This window comes from Denitrobacterium sp., from assembly GCF_056180635.1.
The window spans coordinates 21,771-39,131 of sequence record NZ_JAZZJS010000008.1 but is presented as its reverse complement, the minus strand read 5'-3'; the positions used below and the strand labels follow the sequence as shown (position 1 = coordinate 39,131).

Here is a 17,361-nt window from a genome sequence, read left to right as displayed (position 1 = left end):
ATGCGCTATGTGCGCTATTTCACGAGCAGTGCGGGATTGTGTTCCTTGCTCGCCCAGAGGCGATCTGCGCGCGGCTCCCATTCTGCCGCGATGTCGATGCACCTATCGGAATAGACGTGCACGTCCTCTGGCTGCAGGATTTCGGTGGAATGCGCCCCCGTGTCCTCGATGATGCGCACGAGCCTCCCTGGATTGTCCAGGACGGGGCAGGGACGCAGCATGTTTTCGTTGAATGGCTGATTGTTGTGATATGCCATGAACAGCGGTCGCTTCAGGCATTCCAGCAGGGTATGCTCGCGGATGTTCGTATCGCTGTAATGCATGAACACGCACGGGTCGATGTCGCCGTTCGCGTTGATGTGCAAGTAGCGGCGTCCGCCGGCGATGCAGCCGCCCACGTATTCGCCGTCGTTGAAGAAGTCTAGCGTGAACAGCGGTTTCGTCTCCCTGAATCCGCGTACGACGTCGTACATGCGCTCGCGTTGCTCGGGGCGCGTGATAAGGTCGACGTCGGCGCCGGCTCCTACGGGCATGTAGCTGAAGAACCAGCAGAACTTGGCGCCCTTCTCGATCATCCAGTCGAAGTACTCCTCGCTTCCGATGGTGTCGACGTTCTTGGCCGTGTAACAGCAGCTGATGCCGAATCCCAGGCGGTTCTTGCGCATGAGGTCCATCGCATCGCTGACCTTGCCGAATACGCCTTCGCCGCGCCTGAAGTCGGTAGCGTCCTCGAAGCCCTCCACCGACACGATGGGGATGAAGTTGCCCACGCGCAGCACCTCGTCGCAGAAGTCCTGGTCGATGAGGGTGGCGTTCGTGAAGCAGAGGAACTCGCAGTCATCGTGCTTGTTGCAGAGCGCGATGAGGTCCTTCTTGCGCATGAGCGGCTCGCCGCCCGTGTAGATGTAGATGTAGACGCCGAGTTCCTTGCCCTGCATGATGATGTCGTCGATCTCGTCGAACGAGAGGTTCAGGCGATTGCCGTATTCGCCGGCCCAGCAGCCGGTGCAGTGCAGATTGCAGGCGCTCGTGGGGTCCAGTAGCAGCGCCCAGGGGATGTTGCATCCGTGTTCCGCGCGCAGTTTCTGCTGCTGTTCCCAGCCAGTGATGCTGCCGTTCACGATGAAGTTCTGGAATGCCTTCTTCAGGATGTTGGAATCGATGTCATCCCAGAGGCTCATGATGAGCTTGTTCCAGTTGTTGTCGGGGTTCGCGATTACGCGGCGGAAGGCTGCGCGCTGCGTTCCCATCATCTCACCTGGGGTGATCTTGTCTACGAGTTCCATGATCTTCGGCAGGTTCCCGCGTGGGTCTTTGTCGAGATACTCGTACACCCTGTTGAATCCGAAACGCTTGGCCGAATCTGCAATGCTCATGTTTCCTCCTAACCCTAGCCCATACGTGTATTATCCGCGCGCGATGTTTTTCATGTGAATTTACAAGAAGTGGAAAGTGTAAGAAAAGTTGTATGTATTGGGCGGGTGAAATATGCTTGTGCAATCGAAAAGCCAATCGAAAGGTACGTACATGATTAAGGTTGCGGTTGCTGGTTGCATGGGCCGTATGGGGCAGGCCGTCGTGAACGCGGTTCAGTCGGCTGACGATATGGAGCTCGTCTGCGGTATCGACTTGAACCAGGTAGATGCGGCGTATCCCGTCTACACGTCGCTCGCTCAGGCTATCGAGGCCGAAACGCCCGATGTCCTGGTGGATTTCACGCAGCCTTCCGTTGTGGCGGATAACGTGCGCGTTGCGCTTACCGCTGGCGTGAACTGCGTGGTGGGAACCACGGGCCTTTCGAACGAGACGCTCGAAGAGCTCGCAAAACTCGCCACGAACGATGCGTGCCTCTTCTACGCGCCGAACTTCACCACGGGCGCTGTTCTCATGATGCAGTTCGCAAAGGCCGCCGCGCCGTATTTCCCCGAAGCCGAGGTCATCGAGTTCCACCATGCGCGCAAGAAGGACGCTCCCAGCGGCACCGCCATGCGTACCGCCCAGATGATTTCCGAAGCGCGCGACTTCGACAGCACCGCACCCGGTTCCGAAACCGAGCTCGAGGGGGCAGAAGGCGCTCGCGGCGCCCTCATTGCGGGCGTTCCCGTGCATTCGGTGCGCTCCATGGGCTACGTGGCCACGCAGCAGGTCATCTTCGGTTCCATGGGCCAGACGCTCACCATTACGCACGATTCCTGGGACCGCGAGAGCTACATGCCGGGCGTTCTGCTGGGCATTCGCAGCGTGGGCGAGCGCTCTGGCCTCGTCGTCGGCCTCGAAACGTTCATGTAGGCCGAGCCTCCTTTCCAGAACTAGCACACGCCGTTCGTCTGCATTGATTTCTTGAATGCAGACGAACGCGTCTTTTGCTGTGCAATAATGAGGCATCTCGTACACATGCAAGGAGGCACTATGTCCAGCACACCAGTTTTTGGCCGTCTCATTCCGGCGATGGTCACCGCTTATGATGAAAACCTTCAGGTTGACGTCAAGCAGAACTGCAAGCTGGCCAAGCGTTTGCTCGATGGCGGGTGCGATTCCATCCTCCTCTTCGGCACTACCGGCGAAGGCCCCACGATTCACGTGGAAACGAAGCTTGCCGTCATCAAGGCCGTTGTCGAGGAAGTCGCTGGTCGCGCTCCCGTAATCGCCAATGTGGGCACGAATTGCACGGAAGATAGCATCGCGATGGCCAAGAAGGCTGCCGCGTGTGGTGTCGATGGCCTCATGGCCGTCGTGCCCTTCTACAACAAGCCTCCGCAGGAAGGCCTGTACCGCCATTTCCGCGCCATCGCGGAAGCGGTCGACCTGCCCATCATCCTGTACAACATTCCTGGTCGTTGCGGTATCAACATGACGGCCGAAACCACGCTGCGTCTTGCGCGCGACTGCGCCAACATCGTGGCCGTGAAAGAGGCATCGGGCGACCTCGACCAGATCGCCGCTATTTGCGATGCCGCCCCCGAAGGCTTCGCCGTCTACTCCGGCGACGACGCCCTCACGTACGAAGTGATGAAGCGGGGAGGCGTAGGCGTCATTTCCACGACCGCCAACTGCGCCCCCGCCGCTATGAAGAAAATCGTCGATAACGCCATCCAGGGCGATTGGGACGCTGCCTTCTCGGCGCACGAAGCTATCCTGCCCCTCATGAAGGGCCTGTTCGTAACGGCTAATCCCATCCTGGTGAAGAAGGCGCTCAACCTCCAGGGGTTCACCGTGGGCGGCCTTCGCCTTCCGCTTGTCGACGCAACACCCGAGCAGACCGCGCAGCTTGCCGAGACCATGCGCGTGTGCGGAGTGCTCGACTAGCAGTTAGGATAGGTTTTGGAACAACAGAATAACCAGCCCGAACAGGGCAACGCTAAGCGCAAGCAGTCGCGTTCGTACAAGCACGTCGACATCAAGCGCGAGCGTCCCAAGTTGTCCAAGGAAGAGGGCGACGCTCCTAAGCGCCGTCGTCGCAGCGGCAAGAAGGCGCAGTCTTCCCAGGTTTTGGCCGCAAAGAAAGATCCGAAGGCAAAACTCAAGGTCATTCCGCTGGGCGGCCTCGATGCCATTGGCAAGAACATGACCGTTTTCGAGTGCAATGGCGACATGGTGCTCGACGATGCGGGCCTCATGTTCCCCGACGACGACCATCCCGGTGTCGACCTCATTCTGCCCGATTACACGTATGTGCTGGAAAATGCCGATAAGCTTCGCGGCATCGTGATTACCCACGGCCACGAAGACCATACCGGATCGCTGCCGTATTTGCTGAAGGACCTCGACCGTCAGGTTCCCATCTACGGTACCAAGCTCACGCTTGGCCTTATCGAGGGCAAGTTCGCCGAGCATCGCATCAAGAACGCGAAGCTCATCGAAATCAAGCCTGGCCAGCGCGTTCAGCTGGGATGCATCACGTGCGATTTCTTCGCCGTGAACCATTCCATTCCCGGTGCGGTGGGCATCTTCTTCCAGACTCCCGCGGGCACGGTGCTCCACACGGGCGACTTCAAGCTCGACCAGACTCCCATCGATGGCGTTACCACCGACTTCGGCGCTCTCGCACGCTTTGGCAAGATGGGCGTCGACCTCATGATGAGCGACTCCACGAACGCCACGGTGCCCCATTTCACGCCGTCGGAAGCAACGGTGGGCGAAACGCTGCGCAAGATCATCGGCCAGGCAAAGGGCCGCGTCATCATCGCCAGCTTCGCCAGCCACATTCACCGCATGCAGCAGATCTGCGATGCGGCGGTTGCTGCGGGGCGCAAGGTCGTCGTTACGGGCCGTTCCATGGTGCAGAATACCGATATCGCCCGCAAGCTGGGCTATCTGAACGTCTCCGACGCCGACATCATCGATGCGTACGACCTGAAGGGCATTCCGCCCGAGAAGGTCGTGGTCATGTGCACCGGTTCGCAGGGCGAGCCCCTTTCCGCGCTCGCGCGCATCGCTGCCGGCGAGCACAAGACCATCGAAATCGATCCGGGCGATACGGTCATCATCAGCGCAACGCCTGTTCCGGGTAACGAGAAGGCCGTCACGCGCGTCATCAACCTGCTTTCGAAAGTGGGTGCCGACGTATTCGACAAGAGCCGTGCTCAGGTGCACGTTTCCGGCCATGCCGGCCAGGAAGAGCTGAAGCTCGTTCTTTCCATCGTGAAGCCCAAGTGCTTCATGCCCGTTCATGGCGAAGCCACGCATCTGCGTGCGCATGCCAAGCTGGCCGCCGCCACGGGTGTGAACGAGAACAACATCTTCATCCTGGAAAACGGCGAATCGCTCGAATTGTCCGCGAAGGGCGTTCGTCGCGGCGAAACCGTGGAAAGCGGCATCGTCTTCGTCGATGGCCTTTCCGTGGGCGATACCAGCCAGGACGTGCTCAATGAGCGTAGCGCCATGGTGGAACAGGGCATCGCGTCCATTGCGTGCGCCATTTCCACCCAGACGGGCAAGCTCGTGGGCGATGTGGCCGTGCAGATGCGCGGTATCTCCGGCGGCGACGATGAGTACCTGGTCGAAGACGCGGCTTCCGCCGTGCGCCATGGTCTCGAGAAGGCGATTTCCAAGGGCGGAAAGCGCCGCGACTTGGAAAAGGCGTGCCGTCAGTCGCTTCAGTCGGTTCTGTGGGACCGCATCAAGCAGCGTCCGCTGGTCATCGTGAACCTGCTTGAAATCTAGGGCATTCGAGCCGAATGGCTTCTGTCGTAGGGTTTAGCTTGGGGTCGCCAATGGCGGCCCCTTTTTGCGCCTGTTTAGTGCGCTAAGAGGGGCGTTCTTATTCTTGCCGGGCGTAACGCGGGTTGCTCTTTGGGTGCGGCCATGCATTCGGGCTGCGTAATGGGGACGTCAATTTGAAGGCGGTTAACTGTTCGTGGGGTGGAGCCATTGCCCAGTTTGGCTACGAGGCCATGGTGAACGAATTAGCCAAGAAAGGCGTGAACGTCGTCTTCGCCTCGGGCAATCGCTCTGCCGACCTTGATGAAACGATGGCCCTGCGACATCGGAAGAGCCGGCCGTAGCTTTGGGCAATGGCCTTTGCCTGCCGCGGGACGACAAAATGCACACATAGCCGATTCATTACCCCAGTTCGTCGATGGCGTGTTGATGTGGTCAAACGCTATTGGCGACTATGTAAAGAAATAAGTTATACTTTCCGAAACGATATTTAAACGCAGCAAAAGGAGTGTGACGTGCCGCGCACAGCAAAGGGCACATCGGGTAAGCCGGGAAAGAAATCACGTGCAAACAACTCTGCATCCAGGCAGGGGAGGGGTGCGCAGGCCGCGCGCGCCAATCAGGTGGCAGGCGATCGTTTTCTCGACGACCGCTCTCGTCGCGATATCGCTGGCGTCGTATGCGCCGTTGTGGCCGTCGCGCTTTTCATCGTCTCGCTCATGCCCGGCACGGGCATCGTTACGCAGTGGCTTTCCTCGGTGCTTCACATTGGCCTGGGCCTTGGCACGTACATTCTGCCGTTCGTGCTCGTGCTCATCGCGGTGAGCCTCATTTGGCGTAGCGGCGAAAACCAGAATCGCATGTCCGCGCGCGTTACCGTGGGCCTCATCATCCTGTTCTTCGCGCTGCTCGTCATCCTCGCTTCATACACGCCAGGGCTTTCGGGTAGCAACCTGCAGGTGCTTTTCTCACACGAGAACCTCGTCAACCAGGGCGGATATATCGGCGCTCTGGTTGCGTACGTCTTCCTGCTCCTGTTTGGGCAGCTGGTAACCACCATCATCATGGCGGGCGTCATCGTCGTTGCGCTTATCATCATTGGCTTCTCGCTTTCCGACGTGGTTGATAAGATTCGCGCGCATGCGTCCGAGCTTCGTTCCCCTGAAGGCGAGTCGGGCGATACCGACGTCATGCCCGCTCCGGCATACAAGCCGCTCGAGGTTTCGAAGCCGCGCCGCGCCTCCCGCGAAGGTGGCAAGCGCGAACCCGTTATGAAGCGCGGGGGAGCGCAGGGCCGTGCGCAGTCGGCTGGCGTGACCCAGAAAATCGATTTCGGCGCTACTCCCGCGCAGTCCGTGCCCCGTGCCGCTGCGGCGCGCGATGCCGCCGTGGATTCGGGCGCTTCGGCCGCCCTTACACGCAGGTTGGGCAAGCGCTCCCGTAGCGATGCCGATGCCGCCCCCAAGCGCAGCAATGCCGCCGTGGGCGTTACTACGCCCAAGCCCTCCGAGGGCTTCGTGCTTCCCGATATGAATCTCATCAAGTCGTCGGGTGCGAAGGTTGCCAGCAAGGAAACCGAGGAGACCCTGCGCGAGACGGCCATGCTCCTGCAGAGCACGCTTGCCGACTTCGGCGTCGATGCCGAAGTGGTTGGCTGGGCGGCGGGGCCCACGGTAACCCTGTTCAAGGTCTCTCTGCCTTCGGGCGTGCGCGTGAGCAAGGTCACCAATCTCACCGACGATATTGCCCTCGCCATGGCTTCGCAGGGCGTGCGCATCTTCAGCCCCATTCCGGGCACCAACTACGTCGGCATCGAGGTTCCCAACGTGAAGCGCCGCTCGGTGCTGCTGGGCGATGTTCTGCCCCAGGCGGGGAAGAGCCCGCTCGAAGTTGCCATCGGCGAAGACGTCGAGGGCAACCCCATCGTTTCCGACCTCGCGAAGATGCCACACCTGCTTATTGGCGGTACCACTGGTTCCGGTAAGTCCGTGTCCATCAATGGCATGATCATGTCCATTCTCATGCGCGCTACGCCGGCCGAGGTCCGCTTCATCATGATCGACCCGAAGCGCGTTGAATTCACGCCGTACAACGGCATTCCCCATCTGTACGTTCCCGTTGTCACCGAATGCAAGGAAGCCGCGAGCGCCCTTTCCTGGGCCGTTGCCGAAATGGAACGTCGCTTGAAGGTCTTCTCGAAGGTGGGCGCCAGGAACATCGGCCAGTACAACGCGAAGTGCCAGAACGGCATGCAGATTGGCGAGGAAGACGCCGAGCAGCTGCCCTACATCGTCATCATCATCGACGAGCTTGCCGACCTCATGATGAACGTGGGCAAGGAAGTCGAATTCTCGATCAGTCGCCTGGCTCAGCTGGCGCGTGCTGCCGGCATTCACATGATCGTTGCCACGCAGCGTCCGTCCACGAACGTTGTCACGGGCCTCATCAAGGCAAACATCACGAACCGCATCGCCTTCAACGTGGCCAGCGGTATCGACAGCCGCGTCATCCTCGACACGCCGGGCGCCGAGAACCTCATCGGCTGGGGCGATATGCTCCTCTCGAAGCCCGAGTACTCCAAGCCCCAGCGCCTGCAGGGTTGCCTCGTCACGGAAGACGAGATCACTGCGGTGGTTACGCACCTGAAGGAGCAGGGCGAACCCGAATACCATCAGGAAATCCTGCAGACCAACGTCATCTCGCTTGGCGATTCCGCCCCCGACGGTTCGGGTGGTTCCTCGGGCGCCGACGACCCGCTCATTTGGGAAGCGGCCGATATCGTGGTGAATTCCGGCCTTGGCTCCACTTCCAATATTCAGCGCCGACTGAAAGTCGGTTATTCGCGAGCTGGGCGTATAATGGACATGCTTGAGGATAAGGGCATCGTCGGGCCTCCGAACGGCAGCAAGCCGCGCGAGGTTCTGGTTGACGCCATGGAATTGGAAACTTTGAAAGCGTTCGAACAGAACGATGCGAATACCGGGGAGTAAGCATGAGCGATGTAAGCTTTGGTGAAATACTTCGGCAGACGCGCGAGCGAAAGGGCCTCGACCTCTACGCTACCGCCCGTAGGCTTCGCATTCGCCCCGATATTCTGCGCGCTATCGAAGATGGCAACTTCGCCGCCATGCCTCCGCGTGGCTACACGCGCAACATGGTGAACGGCTACGCTCGCTACCTGGGGCTTAACCCCACCGATATCACGGGGATGTACATTGACGAGCTTTATGCCTACCAGTCGGGCGTCTCCCGCGCGCATCAGCGTTCCACTGGCTTCGACATGTCGGCGGCTCCCGAGAACACCCGCTTCCCGCATCGTGGCGGCACGTCGCGCCTGCGCGCGTCCGATCAGAACATCAAGCCCCGTCGGCAGGCACGTGATGCCTCTGCGCGTCGTCAGTCTTCGCGCAAGCGCTCCGAGGGCTCGTATATGGAAGGCCTCGAGAGCATGGAGCGTTCGCGTGGCGTTCCCCAGGTGAAGGGCAAGAAGGTCTACACTCCTGGCAAGGTCATGCCATCGCGCGGTTCCGTCCTTCCCCCGCAGTCGTTCGTTGGGCAGTCCGCTTCGGCTGGCGGCGCTAATGGGGTGGGGCATTCCAAGCTTCCGTTTCTCATCGCCGCGGCGGTTGTCCTCGTCATCGTGATCATCGTCTGCTCGCTCCTCTTCTCCCAGAAGTCGCAGAGCGCCTCGGAAGCCACGTCCACGATGCCCGTTACCGGCCTAAGCGATTCCTCGTCGTCCGGCTCTAGCTCCGCGGCATCCGATACCTCATCGCAGGCATCCGAAAGCTCGAGCGCTGCCTCTACCGCGGTGGCTCCCACACAGGGCGAGTTCACCTATACCGTAGCCAGCGGCGGCTCCACGTACATCGAGGTCTACGTCGACGGTACTACGCAGGAAGCCGATACCGTCGCAGGCCCGGCTACGCAGAGCTACACCTTTACGGATACGTTGCAGATTATCTGCGTCGATAGTTCCAGTGTTACCGTGACGGTTAATGGCGAAGAGCAGGAGCTCAAGCCCAATTCGAACGGCATCGTGAATGTCACGTACGAATTCTCCGATATCCTGGCGGAATGGAAGTCGGCGCATCCCGATGCGATCAGCGACACCGCATCCTCTTCCGCCAGCACGAAGACGTCGTCCGCCAGCGAGTAAGCACGCTTCCTTCGCTGATTGGTTATAAAGAAAGGTACTTACATGGCTAAAGAATCCAGCTTCGACATCGTTTCGAGCGTAGACATGCAGGAAATCGACAATGCGTATGGCCAGGCTAAGAAAGAGCTCACCCAGCGCTACGACCTTAAGGATTCCGGTTCCACCATCGCGCTCGACAAGCAGGCCAAGACCATCACGGTGAACGCGCCCAGCGATTTCGTGGCCGGTCAGGTTACCGACATCATTTCCAGCAAGCTCGTGAAGCGCGGCATCGACCTCTCTGCCATCAAGTGGGGCAATTCCGAAAACGCCTCGGGTGGCACGGTTCGCAAGGTTGCCACGATCGTCGAGGGCATCGACCGCGATACCGCTGGCAAGATCAATAAGGACATCAAGGCTCAGAAGTTCAAGGCCAAGGTCACCATCGAGGGCGACAAGCTACGCGTTTCCAGCGCTTCGAAGGATACCCTGCAGGATGTCATCACCTTCGTGAAGGGCAACGATTACGGTCAGCCGCTGCAGTTCACCAATTATCGCTAGTCCATTTCTGTTGTTGTAATTGCCGAGCGCGCGCGTGCCTGTCACGTGGGCGCTCGGTTGCGTATGTTCAAGGAAGTCTCATGAGCGAATCGCAAGTCATTTCCGTCTACATCCTCACCATGGGGTGCGCCAAAAACGAGGTCGACTCCGATAAGATGCGCGCAAGCCTTCAGGCTGCCGGCTACCGCATGACCGACGAACCCGAAGAGGCGCAGGCCGTTATCGTGAACACGTGCTCGTTCATCCAGAGCGCTACCGAGGAAAGCCTGCAGGCTATTTTCGAGATGGCCGATTTGCCTGCTGTCGAGTCGGGCGATGCGAAGCTCATCGTGGCTGGCTGCATGCCCGCGCGATATGGTGACGACCTTATATCCGAGCTGAATGAGGCTTCGGCGTTCGTTCCCTGCAGCAAGGAAGACGATATCGCCTCCATCCTCGACGCGCTGTTCCCGCATCGCGCAAGGCTTCAGGATGCATCGGCTGCCCCCGAGGTGCTGAGCGCCTACGTGAAGATTTCCGATGGCTGCAATCGTTTCTGCAGCTACTGTTCCATTCCGTATATTCGCGGTAGGTACCACAGCTTCCCGTTCGACCAGATCGAGGCTGATGTCGAGGCTCAGATTGCGCGCGGTGCGCGCGAAATCGTGCTCATCGCGCAGGATACGGGTCGTTGGGGCGACGACTTCGACGAGCCTTCCACCTTGGCCTGGCTCATGTCCACACTTGCCGAAAGGCATTCCAGCACGTGGTTCAGGGTCATGTACCTGCAGCCCGAGGGGATTACCGACGAGCTGCTTGGCGTCATGGCTTCGCACGATAATATCTGCTCGTACCTGGATATTCCGTTCCAGCATGCCAACGAGCGCATCCTCTCGCGCATGAACCGCAAGGGGAGCGCCGCCGAGTACTTGAAGCTCATCGAGCATATTCGCACGATGGTGCCCGGCATTACGCTCCGAACGACGTTCATCGCGGGCTTTCCTGGCGAGACGGAAGATGAGTTCCAGGAGCTCTGCGATTTCGTCGAGGATATCGACTTCGATTACGTGGGCGTGTTCCCGTATTCGCTTGAAGAGGGCACGCGCGCCGCGAAGTTCGACGATCAAATCGACGACGACGTGAAGCTCGAGCGCGTCCAGGCGGTGCGCGATATCGCCGATGCTATTTCGCGCGAGCGCATTGCCGCGCGCGTCGGTTCCACGCTTGACGTTCTCGTTCTTGGGGCGGAAGAAGATGGTCAGCTCTTTGGCAGGGCGCAGTGCCAGGCCCCCGATGTCGATGGCGTGGTATACGTTCACCGAGGTGCGGTAGGCGACGTCGTTCGCGTTACCATCCAGGATACGCTCATGTATGAAATGGAAGGTGAATAGCATGCCCCAGGCTGCTTCCCAGCGCGAAAAGCTTTGGACTCCCGCCAACAAGGTAACGTTGGCGCGCATCCTTCTCATCCCGTTTTTCGTCGTGGCCATCATCAGCCCCTGGCCCGAATGGTTCCCGCAGTGGGCCGATGCGAGCATTTGGAAGCCCTGGATTGCCGCTGGCGTGTTCATTGCCATCGCCGCCACCGACTCCATCGATGGCCACCTCGCGCGTAGCCGCAACGAGGTCACCACCCTCGGTAAGTTCATGGATCCCCTAGCCGATAAAATCCTCGTCGCTTCGGCGCTTTTGGCTCTTATCGAACTGGGTGTTCTGCCTTCTTGGGTGGCTCTAATTATCCTAGCCAGAGAGTTCATTGTGTCGGGTATTCGTATGCTTGCCGCAAGTCAGAACGTCGTGATTGCCGCCAGCTGGTACGGCAAGGCGAAGACGGTCACGCAGATTATCGCCATCGTTCTGTTCATCATCAAAGACAGCCAATCCGTTAGCGATTTCGGCTCGATGCTCAGCAACGGCCTGTATCTCTTCAGCTGGTTCGTCATGCTCGTGGCAGTGGTTCTCACCATCGTCTCGATGCTCGACTACTTCGTGAAGGCGCGCGAGATCCTGGGTTTCGTGCGCGCCGATGCTGGTTGTGGCACGAAGGTGAAGACGAAGCTCGCAGAGCCGCGTCAGACCAACGAGGAGCTTGCCGCAGAGGTTGTTCAGATGGCTCGTGAGTGCAATGCGCTTATCGGCACCGCCGAAAGCTGCACGGGTGGCCTCATCAGCGGCACGCTTACCCATATCCCCGGTTCGTCATCCGTGGTTGCCGGCGGTATCGTCAGCTATTCCAACGAGGTCAAGAAGTCGCATCTGGGCGTTGCCGAATCCACGCTTGCCGAGCATGGCGCCGTGAGCGAGGAAGTGGCGTGCCAGATGGCCAAGGGCGCTCGCGAGGCCCTGAACGTCGACACCGCCGTGGCGGTAACCGGCATAGCCGGCCCGGGTGGAGCCGTTCCCGGCAAGCCCGTTGGCACGGTGTGGATCGGTCTTTCCGATGCCAATATGACGTATGCGCGCCTCTACCATTTCGAAGGCGATAGGGAACGCGTGCGCGCGCAGACCGTCCACGAGGCGCTTCGCCTGGTGCGTGCCTCTCTGTCCACCTATTCGCAATAATCGCGCGACTATTCTGCGGCTCTGCTGCGACTTTTCTTCGTGCGCGCCGTCACTGCGCTCCTCGATTCTGAAGGTACGTTCTTGACGTACAAACAGATGTTCGTATAATGATGCTCATCCAAACAGAATCGAGGAGACCAATGGCCCAGACGCAAAGCAAAGATCAAATCCTGAAGCTCACCACCGACCAAATCGAGCAGAAGTTCGGTCGCGGTTCCATCATGAAGCTGGGCGAAGGGGGTCATAACCTCGATATCGGCGTTATCCCCACGGGCGCGCTTCCGCTCGATGCCGCTCTTGGCATTGGCGGCGTCCCCCGTGGCCGTATCGTCGAAGTCTACGGCCCGGAATCTGGTGGTAAAACCACCCTTGCGCTCCATATCCTTGCGGAAGCTCAGGCGCAAGGTGGCGTCGTTGCCTTTATCGACGCCGAGCACGCTCTCGACCCGGTGTATGCCGCCCGCCTGGGCGTCGATATCGACGACGTCCTCATCAGCCAGCCCGACACGGGCGAGCAGGCGCTTGAAATCTGCGACATGCTCGTGCGCAGCGGTGCTATCGATGCCGTCGTCGTCGACTCTGTAGCCGCCCTGGTTCCTCGCGCCGAAATCGAGGGCGAAATTGGCGATACCACCGTTGGCCTGCAGGCTCGCCTCATGAGCCAGGCGCTCCGCAAGCTTGCCGGCTCTCTTTCGCGTTCGAACACTACCTGCATTTTCATCAACCAGTTGCGCGAGAAGATCGGCGTCATGTTCGGCAATCCGGAAACCACCACGGGTGGCCGTGCCCTGAAATTCTTCAGCAGCGTCCGCATCGAGGTCCGTCGCTGCGACTACGTGAAAATCAACGGCGAAACGGTTGGCAACCGCGTGCGCGCCAAAGTGGTGAAGAACAAGGTCGCCCCTCCCTTCAGGCAGGCCGAGTTCGACCTCATCTACGGCCTGGGTATCTCCAAAACGGGCTGCATTCTCGACATGGCCGTGGAATGCGGTCTGGTGAAGAAGAGCGGCGCTTGGTATACCTACGGCGAAGAGCGTCTCGGTCAGGGCCGCGAAGCCGCGAAGCGCACGCTCGAGGAAAACCCCGATCTGCGCGACGAACTCGAACTGAAGGTGCGCGAGGAATACGACATGATGCTTCCCGACCCGGCGGATTCCGCGAAGGGCACCGAAGTCACCCCCGACCCGAAGCCTACGAAGCGAAAGTAGCTTCCCATGACCATCGAAGGGAAGGGTAGGGCTCTGTCGTCGTTCGACCCCGGCGATTGCGCGCATAAGCGGCGTCGTTCCCGTTGCTCTAACTCGGGTGCGCGCAATGCGAGCGGGGAACGGCCCTCTACTCCGCCCTTCGATCGCATTATTCGTCTCTGCGCCCAGCGCGATAGGTCCGAGCATGAAGTGCTCGAGCGCCTTATGCGTGCCGGTTATACCGAAAGCGAATCGCGTGAAGCGCTCGAACGTGCCGTGTCATGTGGCTTGGTAAGCAACGAGCGCTTCGCCGAATCGTTTATCCGCTCGCGCGTTTCCATGGGCAAGGGTCGCGTGTCCATCGAGAACGAACTCAAGCGTAAGTTCGGCATCGATCCGGAACCCTATTTCGAAGACGAGGGCGCTTCGTTCGGTCTTTCCAGCGAAGAGCAAGTAAGGCGAGCCGTTGAATTCCTTCGCAAGCACGAGCCTCGCTGCAAAGACGTATGGGGCGGAGCCTATCGCAAACTCATCGCGAAGGGCTACGCTTCCTCGATTGCTTCAACGGCTACGCGCGCGTGGTTCGAATCGCGCGATGAAATGGCATAGCGGCGGAAACTTTCGTGGCTTTTGCCATTATTTTCGCAATCCCCGCGTATTATTCTTGCCGTAACGTCTATAGTAGAACGAGCATGAGAAAGCATACCTGAAAAGGTATTTTATATATTGAACTGAATATATAACCTTGGGTGCCTTACACCCGTGCAATCTCATGCCAGTGTATACACTGGCTTTTTTATGCTTTGAAATACGAACGAGGATGTACCAGGAAGGGGAGTCCGATGGAAATAATCTTTGCCGTCGTCGGCGTGGCAATCGGTGCTGTTATTGCCTTTGTTGCCGTCAGCGCAATGAATTCGTCCAAGCAGAAGCAGACGGCCCAGGAAGCCCAGTCTCTCATCGACGACGCTCGTAAGCAGGCCGATACCCTGCGTCGCGAAGCCGAAGTCGAAGCGAAAGACAAGGCTCTTGAAATGCGTCAGTCCATCGAGGCCGAGCGCACCGAACGCCTGAAGGACGTTCGCTCTCAGGAAGACCGCTTGAACCAGCGCGAGAAGTCGCTCGACCACCGCAGCGATTCGCTCGACGCGCGCGAGCACCAGATTTCCAGCATGCAGGGTCAGGTCGACAAGCGTTCCCGCGATCTTCGCGAAAGCGAGAAGCAGCTCGAGCGTCGTCGCGCCGAGGTCGAGGAAGAGCATCTGGAAATCAACCGCCAGCTCGAAAAGGTTGCTGGCATGACGTCCGACGAAGCCAAGACGGAACTGCTCGACAACCTGAAAGACGAAGTCGCGCACGAATCCGCCGCCATCATTCGCGAAGCCGAAACGCGCGCGAAGGCAGAGTCCGACAAGAAGTCCCGCGAGATTCTCAGCATCGCCATTCAGCGCGTCGCTGCCGACCATACGTCGGAAATCACGGTTTCCGCCATTCACATTCCCAGCGACGACATGAAGGGCCGCATCATCGGTCGCGAAGGTCGTAACATCCGCTCCTTCGAGCAGCTTACGGGTACGAACCTCATCATCGACGACACTCCCGAGTGCGTCACGATCAGCTGCTTCGACCCGGTTCGCCGCGAAATTGGCCGCGTCACGATGGAGAACCTCATCGCCGATGGCCGCATTCATCCCGCGCGCATCGAAGAGATGTACAAGAAGGCCGAAAAGCTCGTCAACCAGAAGATTGACGAAGCGGGCGAGCAGGCCGCGTTCGATACCGGCATGCACGACCTTCATCCCGAACTGGTGCATACGCTTGGCCGCCTTCTGTACCGCACGAGCTATGGCCAGAACGTGCTCGATCACAGCCTCGAGGTTGCGTACCTTTCCGGCGTGATGGCTTCCGAACTTGGCCTCGATCCCATCGTCGCCAAGCGCGCAGGTCTACTGCATGACATCGGCAAGGCCATCGACCGCGAGGTAGACGGCAGCCACGCCGTTATCGGCGCCGACCTCGCTCGTCGTTTCGGCGAGAAGCCCGAGATCGTTCATGCCATCGAAGCTCATCATAACGACGTCGAGCCCAATAGCGTTCTCGATGTGCTCGTGCAGGCCGCCGATGCCGTTTCCGCTGCACGCCCAGGTGCTCGCAAGGAAACCCTCGATGCGTACGTCAAGCGCCTCGAGAAGCTCGAGGAAATTGCCAACGCACACAAGGGCGTCGAGCGTACGTACGCCATCCAGGCCGGCCGCGAGCTTCGCGTTATGGTCGAGCCCGAAGTCGTCGACGAGGCAACCACCACGGTGCTCGCGCACGACATCGCCCAGCAGATCGAAAACGAAATGCAGTATCCCGGCCAGGTCAAGGTAGTCGTCATTCGCGAGAGCCGCGCAATCGGCATCGCCAAGTAGCATGTCTTCCGAAGACCTCGCTCAATTCGTAGAAGAAGTAACCGGCGAAAGCCACCTCCGAGTCGAAGACGACTTCGGGGGTGGCTTCGTCCGTTTGCGCAGCGCTGAAGCCGAGCGTAGGCAGGCGAAGCACGACGTACGCAGCGTCGAGGACATCGTTATCGAGATGCTTCGCAACGCGCGCGACGCGCATGCCCATAGCATCTATGTGGCTACGGGCCGCGAGGGCGATACGCGCCGCCTCGTCATGCTCGATGATGGCGACGGCGTGCCCAGCCATATGCGCGAGCGCATTTTCGAGGCGCGCGTCACGAGCAAGCTCGATTCGGTGCATATGGATACTTGGGGCGTGCATGGCCGTGGTATGGCGTTGTACGCTATCAAGGAGAATGCCCAGCTCGCACGCATTCAGGAAACGCTTCCCGGAGGTGGTTCGTCGTTCCTGGTGGAAACCGATGCCACTAAGCTCGCCGAGAAAACCGACCAGAGCACGCGTCCCCAATTCGTGCGTTCCTCGGAAACGGGCACTGTCACGGTGCGCGGCCCGCGCAATATCGTGCGCACGGCCACGGAATTCGCCTACATCGACCGTTCGGCCGTGCAGGTGTATTTCGGAAGCGCTATTGAAATTGCTGCTACGCTTTGGGCATTTGGTCGCTCGGTGCTCAGCAAGGCGACGCTTGCGTTTTGCAACGATCCTTCCGAATTGCCCATCTTGAAGCGACTTTCCATCGCGGGTACGCCTGAGGAATTCGCCGAAATTGCCGATACGCTTGGTCTGCGCCTATCCTCGCGCAGCGCGCGCCGAATCATGGATGGGCAGATTCAGCCGCTTCAAGACCTTGCGTCTCAGGTTGTCATCGCAAGCGATAGCGAAAAGCCCATGCGCGCGAAGAGGGAACGCGCGCATGATGCTGCGGCGCAGAGCACTCACGAGCCTGGTCTGTATGTCGACCCCCGTTCGCTGAAGATCGCGCCCGAAGACCTCGAGGCGTTCAGGCAGGCTATTGCGCGTTCTTATGCCGACCTTGCCGATGCATACTATCTCGATCGGAATGTCGATCCCGCTGTCTCGGTGCAGAAGAGCGGCATCCGCATCACCATTCCCGTCGTCATGGAACGCTAGACTGCGGCAGCGTATGATCGTCGTGCTACGTTGCGTACTCTGAGCAGGCGTTTTGCGCGTGTGATTGGTGCGCTTTTCCCGTTTCGCGTGGCGCGCGTGATACGTCCGGCGCGAGCTTGGGAATTCTTGTAGTCCCGCTGGCGTGGTTGCGTCTTTATTTGCCCTGTTCGCCAAATACGACTACAATGACAGATTAAGATGCAGTATCGCAGCAAAGTCGCACTACGATAGGAA

At 59.4% G+C, this 17,361-nt stretch carries 14 protein-coding genes; 13 read left to right on the top strand and 1 reads right to left on the bottom strand.

The features are described from left to right. Nucleotides 1–14: 14 nt before the first annotated feature. On the bottom strand, nucleotides 15–1,376 hold the full coding sequence (locus AC04P6_RS00740) for a radical SAM/SPASM domain-containing protein (protein ID WP_475564678.1): 1,362 nt from the start codon (nucleotides 1,374–1,376) through the stop codon (nucleotides 15–17). 151 nt (nucleotides 1,377–1,527) lie between these two features. Between AC04P6_RS00740 and dapB the strand changes: the two genes are divergently transcribed. The 13 genes from dapB to AC04P6_RS00675 all read left to right on the top strand — a co-directional run bounded on the left by dapB (nucleotide 1,528) and on the right by AC04P6_RS00675 (nucleotide 17,127). Beyond that, complete coding sequence (gene dapB, locus AC04P6_RS00735; RefSeq protein ID WP_475564677.1) at nucleotides 1,528–2,289, top strand: 4-hydroxy-tetrahydrodipicolinate reductase; 762 nt, start codon at nucleotides 1,528–1,530, stop codon at nucleotides 2,287–2,289. 120 nt (nucleotides 2,290–2,409) lie between these two features. Then, nucleotides 2,410–3,306 carry a 4-hydroxy-tetrahydrodipicolinate synthase gene (gene dapA / locus AC04P6_RS00730; protein ID WP_475564676.1) on the top strand — a complete coding sequence of 299 codons (897 nt, stop codon included), beginning with the start codon at nucleotides 2,410–2,412 and terminating at the stop codon, nucleotides 3,304–3,306. A gap of 15 nt (nucleotides 3,307–3,321) precedes the next feature. Beyond that, the gene (locus tag AC04P6_RS00725; RefSeq protein WP_475564675.1) at nucleotides 3,322–5,163 is read left to right on the top strand and encodes a ribonuclease J; all 1,842 of its coding nucleotides are present in this window, start codon (nucleotides 3,322–3,324) and stop codon (nucleotides 5,161–5,163) included. Nucleotides 5,164–5,336: 173 nt separating this feature from the next. Beyond that, a complete protein-coding gene (locus AC04P6_RS00720; RefSeq protein ID WP_475564674.1) occupies nucleotides 5,337–5,504 on the top strand; it encodes a hypothetical protein in 168 nt (55 codons plus the stop codon). A 171-nt stretch (nucleotides 5,505–5,675) separates the two neighbouring features. Then, the gene (locus tag AC04P6_RS00715) at nucleotides 5,676–8,150 is read left to right on the top strand and encodes an FtsK/SpoIIIE family DNA translocase (RefSeq protein ID WP_475564673.1); all 2,475 of its coding nucleotides are present in this window, start codon (nucleotides 5,676–5,678) and stop codon (nucleotides 8,148–8,150) included. A gap of 2 nt (nucleotides 8,151–8,152) precedes the next feature. Continuing rightward, nucleotides 8,153–9,319 carry a helix-turn-helix domain-containing protein gene (locus tag AC04P6_RS00710; protein ID WP_475564672.1) on the top strand — a complete coding sequence of 389 codons (1,167 nt, stop codon included), beginning with the start codon at nucleotides 8,153–8,155 and terminating at the stop codon, nucleotides 9,317–9,319. Nucleotides 9,320–9,361: 42 nt separating this feature from the next. Next, the gene (locus AC04P6_RS00705; protein ID WP_475564671.1) at nucleotides 9,362–9,859 is read left to right on the top strand and encodes a YajQ family cyclic di-GMP-binding protein; all 498 of its coding nucleotides are present in this window, start codon (nucleotides 9,362–9,364) and stop codon (nucleotides 9,857–9,859) included. Nucleotides 9,860–9,939: 80 nt separating this feature from the next. Beyond that, nucleotides 9,940–11,229 (top strand): 30S ribosomal protein S12 methylthiotransferase RimO, encoded by a 1,290-nt coding sequence (gene rimO, locus AC04P6_RS00700; protein WP_475564670.1) that lies wholly within the window; start codon nucleotides 9,940–9,942, stop codon nucleotides 11,227–11,229. Between the two features lies 1 nt (nucleotide 11,230). After that, nucleotides 11,231–12,400 (top strand): CDP-diacylglycerol--glycerol-3-phosphate 3-phosphatidyltransferase, encoded by a 1,170-nt coding sequence (pgsA, locus tag AC04P6_RS00695; RefSeq protein WP_475564669.1) that lies wholly within the window; start codon nucleotides 11,231–11,233, stop codon nucleotides 12,398–12,400. A 140-nt stretch (nucleotides 12,401–12,540) separates the two neighbouring features. Further along, nucleotides 12,541–13,608: a recombinase RecA gene (gene recA / locus AC04P6_RS00690; protein ID WP_475564668.1), complete on the top strand. Its 1,068-nt coding sequence runs from the start codon at nucleotides 12,541–12,543 to the stop codon at nucleotides 13,606–13,608. A 6-nt stretch (nucleotides 13,609–13,614) separates the two neighbouring features. Continuing rightward, a complete protein-coding gene (locus tag AC04P6_RS00685) occupies nucleotides 13,615–14,196 on the top strand; it encodes a regulatory protein RecX (protein WP_475564667.1) in 582 nt (193 codons plus the stop codon). A gap of 233 nt (nucleotides 14,197–14,429) precedes the next feature. Further along, nucleotides 14,430–16,001 carry a ribonuclease Y gene (gene rny / locus AC04P6_RS00680; protein ID WP_475564666.1) on the top strand — a complete coding sequence of 524 codons (1,572 nt, stop codon included), beginning with the start codon at nucleotides 14,430–14,432 and terminating at the stop codon, nucleotides 15,999–16,001. 1 nt (nucleotide 16,002) lies between these two features. Beyond that, entirely contained in the window at nucleotides 16,003–17,127 is a 1,125-nt protein-coding gene (locus AC04P6_RS00675) for an ATP-binding protein (RefSeq protein ID WP_475564665.1), read from the top strand. Nucleotides 17,128–17,361 lie beyond the last annotated feature (234 nt).

Bases quoted from the DNA above. Each gene is read 5' to 3' on its own strand.
- dapA (WP_475564676.1), top strand. From the start codon at position 2,410: ATGTCCAGCACACCAGTTTTTGGCCGTCTCATTCCGGCGATGGTCACC.
- AC04P6_RS00685 (WP_475564667.1), top strand. From the start codon at position 13,615: ATGACCATCGAAGGGAAGGGTAGGGCTCTGTCGTCGTTCGACCCCGGC.
- dapB (WP_475564677.1), top strand. From the start codon at position 1,528: ATGATTAAGGTTGCGGTTGCTGGTTGCATGGGCCGTATGGGGCAGGCC.
- rimO (WP_475564670.1), top strand. From the start codon at position 9,940: ATGAGCGAATCGCAAGTCATTTCCGTCTACATCCTCACCATGGGGTGC.
- AC04P6_RS00705 (WP_475564671.1), top strand. From the start codon at position 9,362: ATGGCTAAAGAATCCAGCTTCGACATCGTTTCGAGCGTAGACATGCAG.
- AC04P6_RS00675 (WP_475564665.1), top strand. From the start codon at position 16,003: ATGTCTTCCGAAGACCTCGCTCAATTCGTAGAAGAAGTAACCGGCGAA.
- pgsA (WP_475564669.1), top strand. From the start codon at position 11,231: ATGCCCCAGGCTGCTTCCCAGCGCGAAAAGCTTTGGACTCCCGCCAAC.
- AC04P6_RS00740 (WP_475564678.1), bottom strand. From the start codon at position 1,376: ATGAGCATTGCAGATTCGGCCAAGCGTTTCGGATTCAACAGGGTGTAC.
- recA (WP_475564668.1), top strand. From the start codon at position 12,541: ATGGCCCAGACGCAAAGCAAAGATCAAATCCTGAAGCTCACCACCGAC.
- AC04P6_RS00710 (WP_475564672.1), top strand. From the start codon at position 8,153: ATGAGCGATGTAAGCTTTGGTGAAATACTTCGGCAGACGCGCGAGCGA.
- rny (WP_475564666.1), top strand. From the start codon at position 14,430: ATGGAAATAATCTTTGCCGTCGTCGGCGTGGCAATCGGTGCTGTTATT.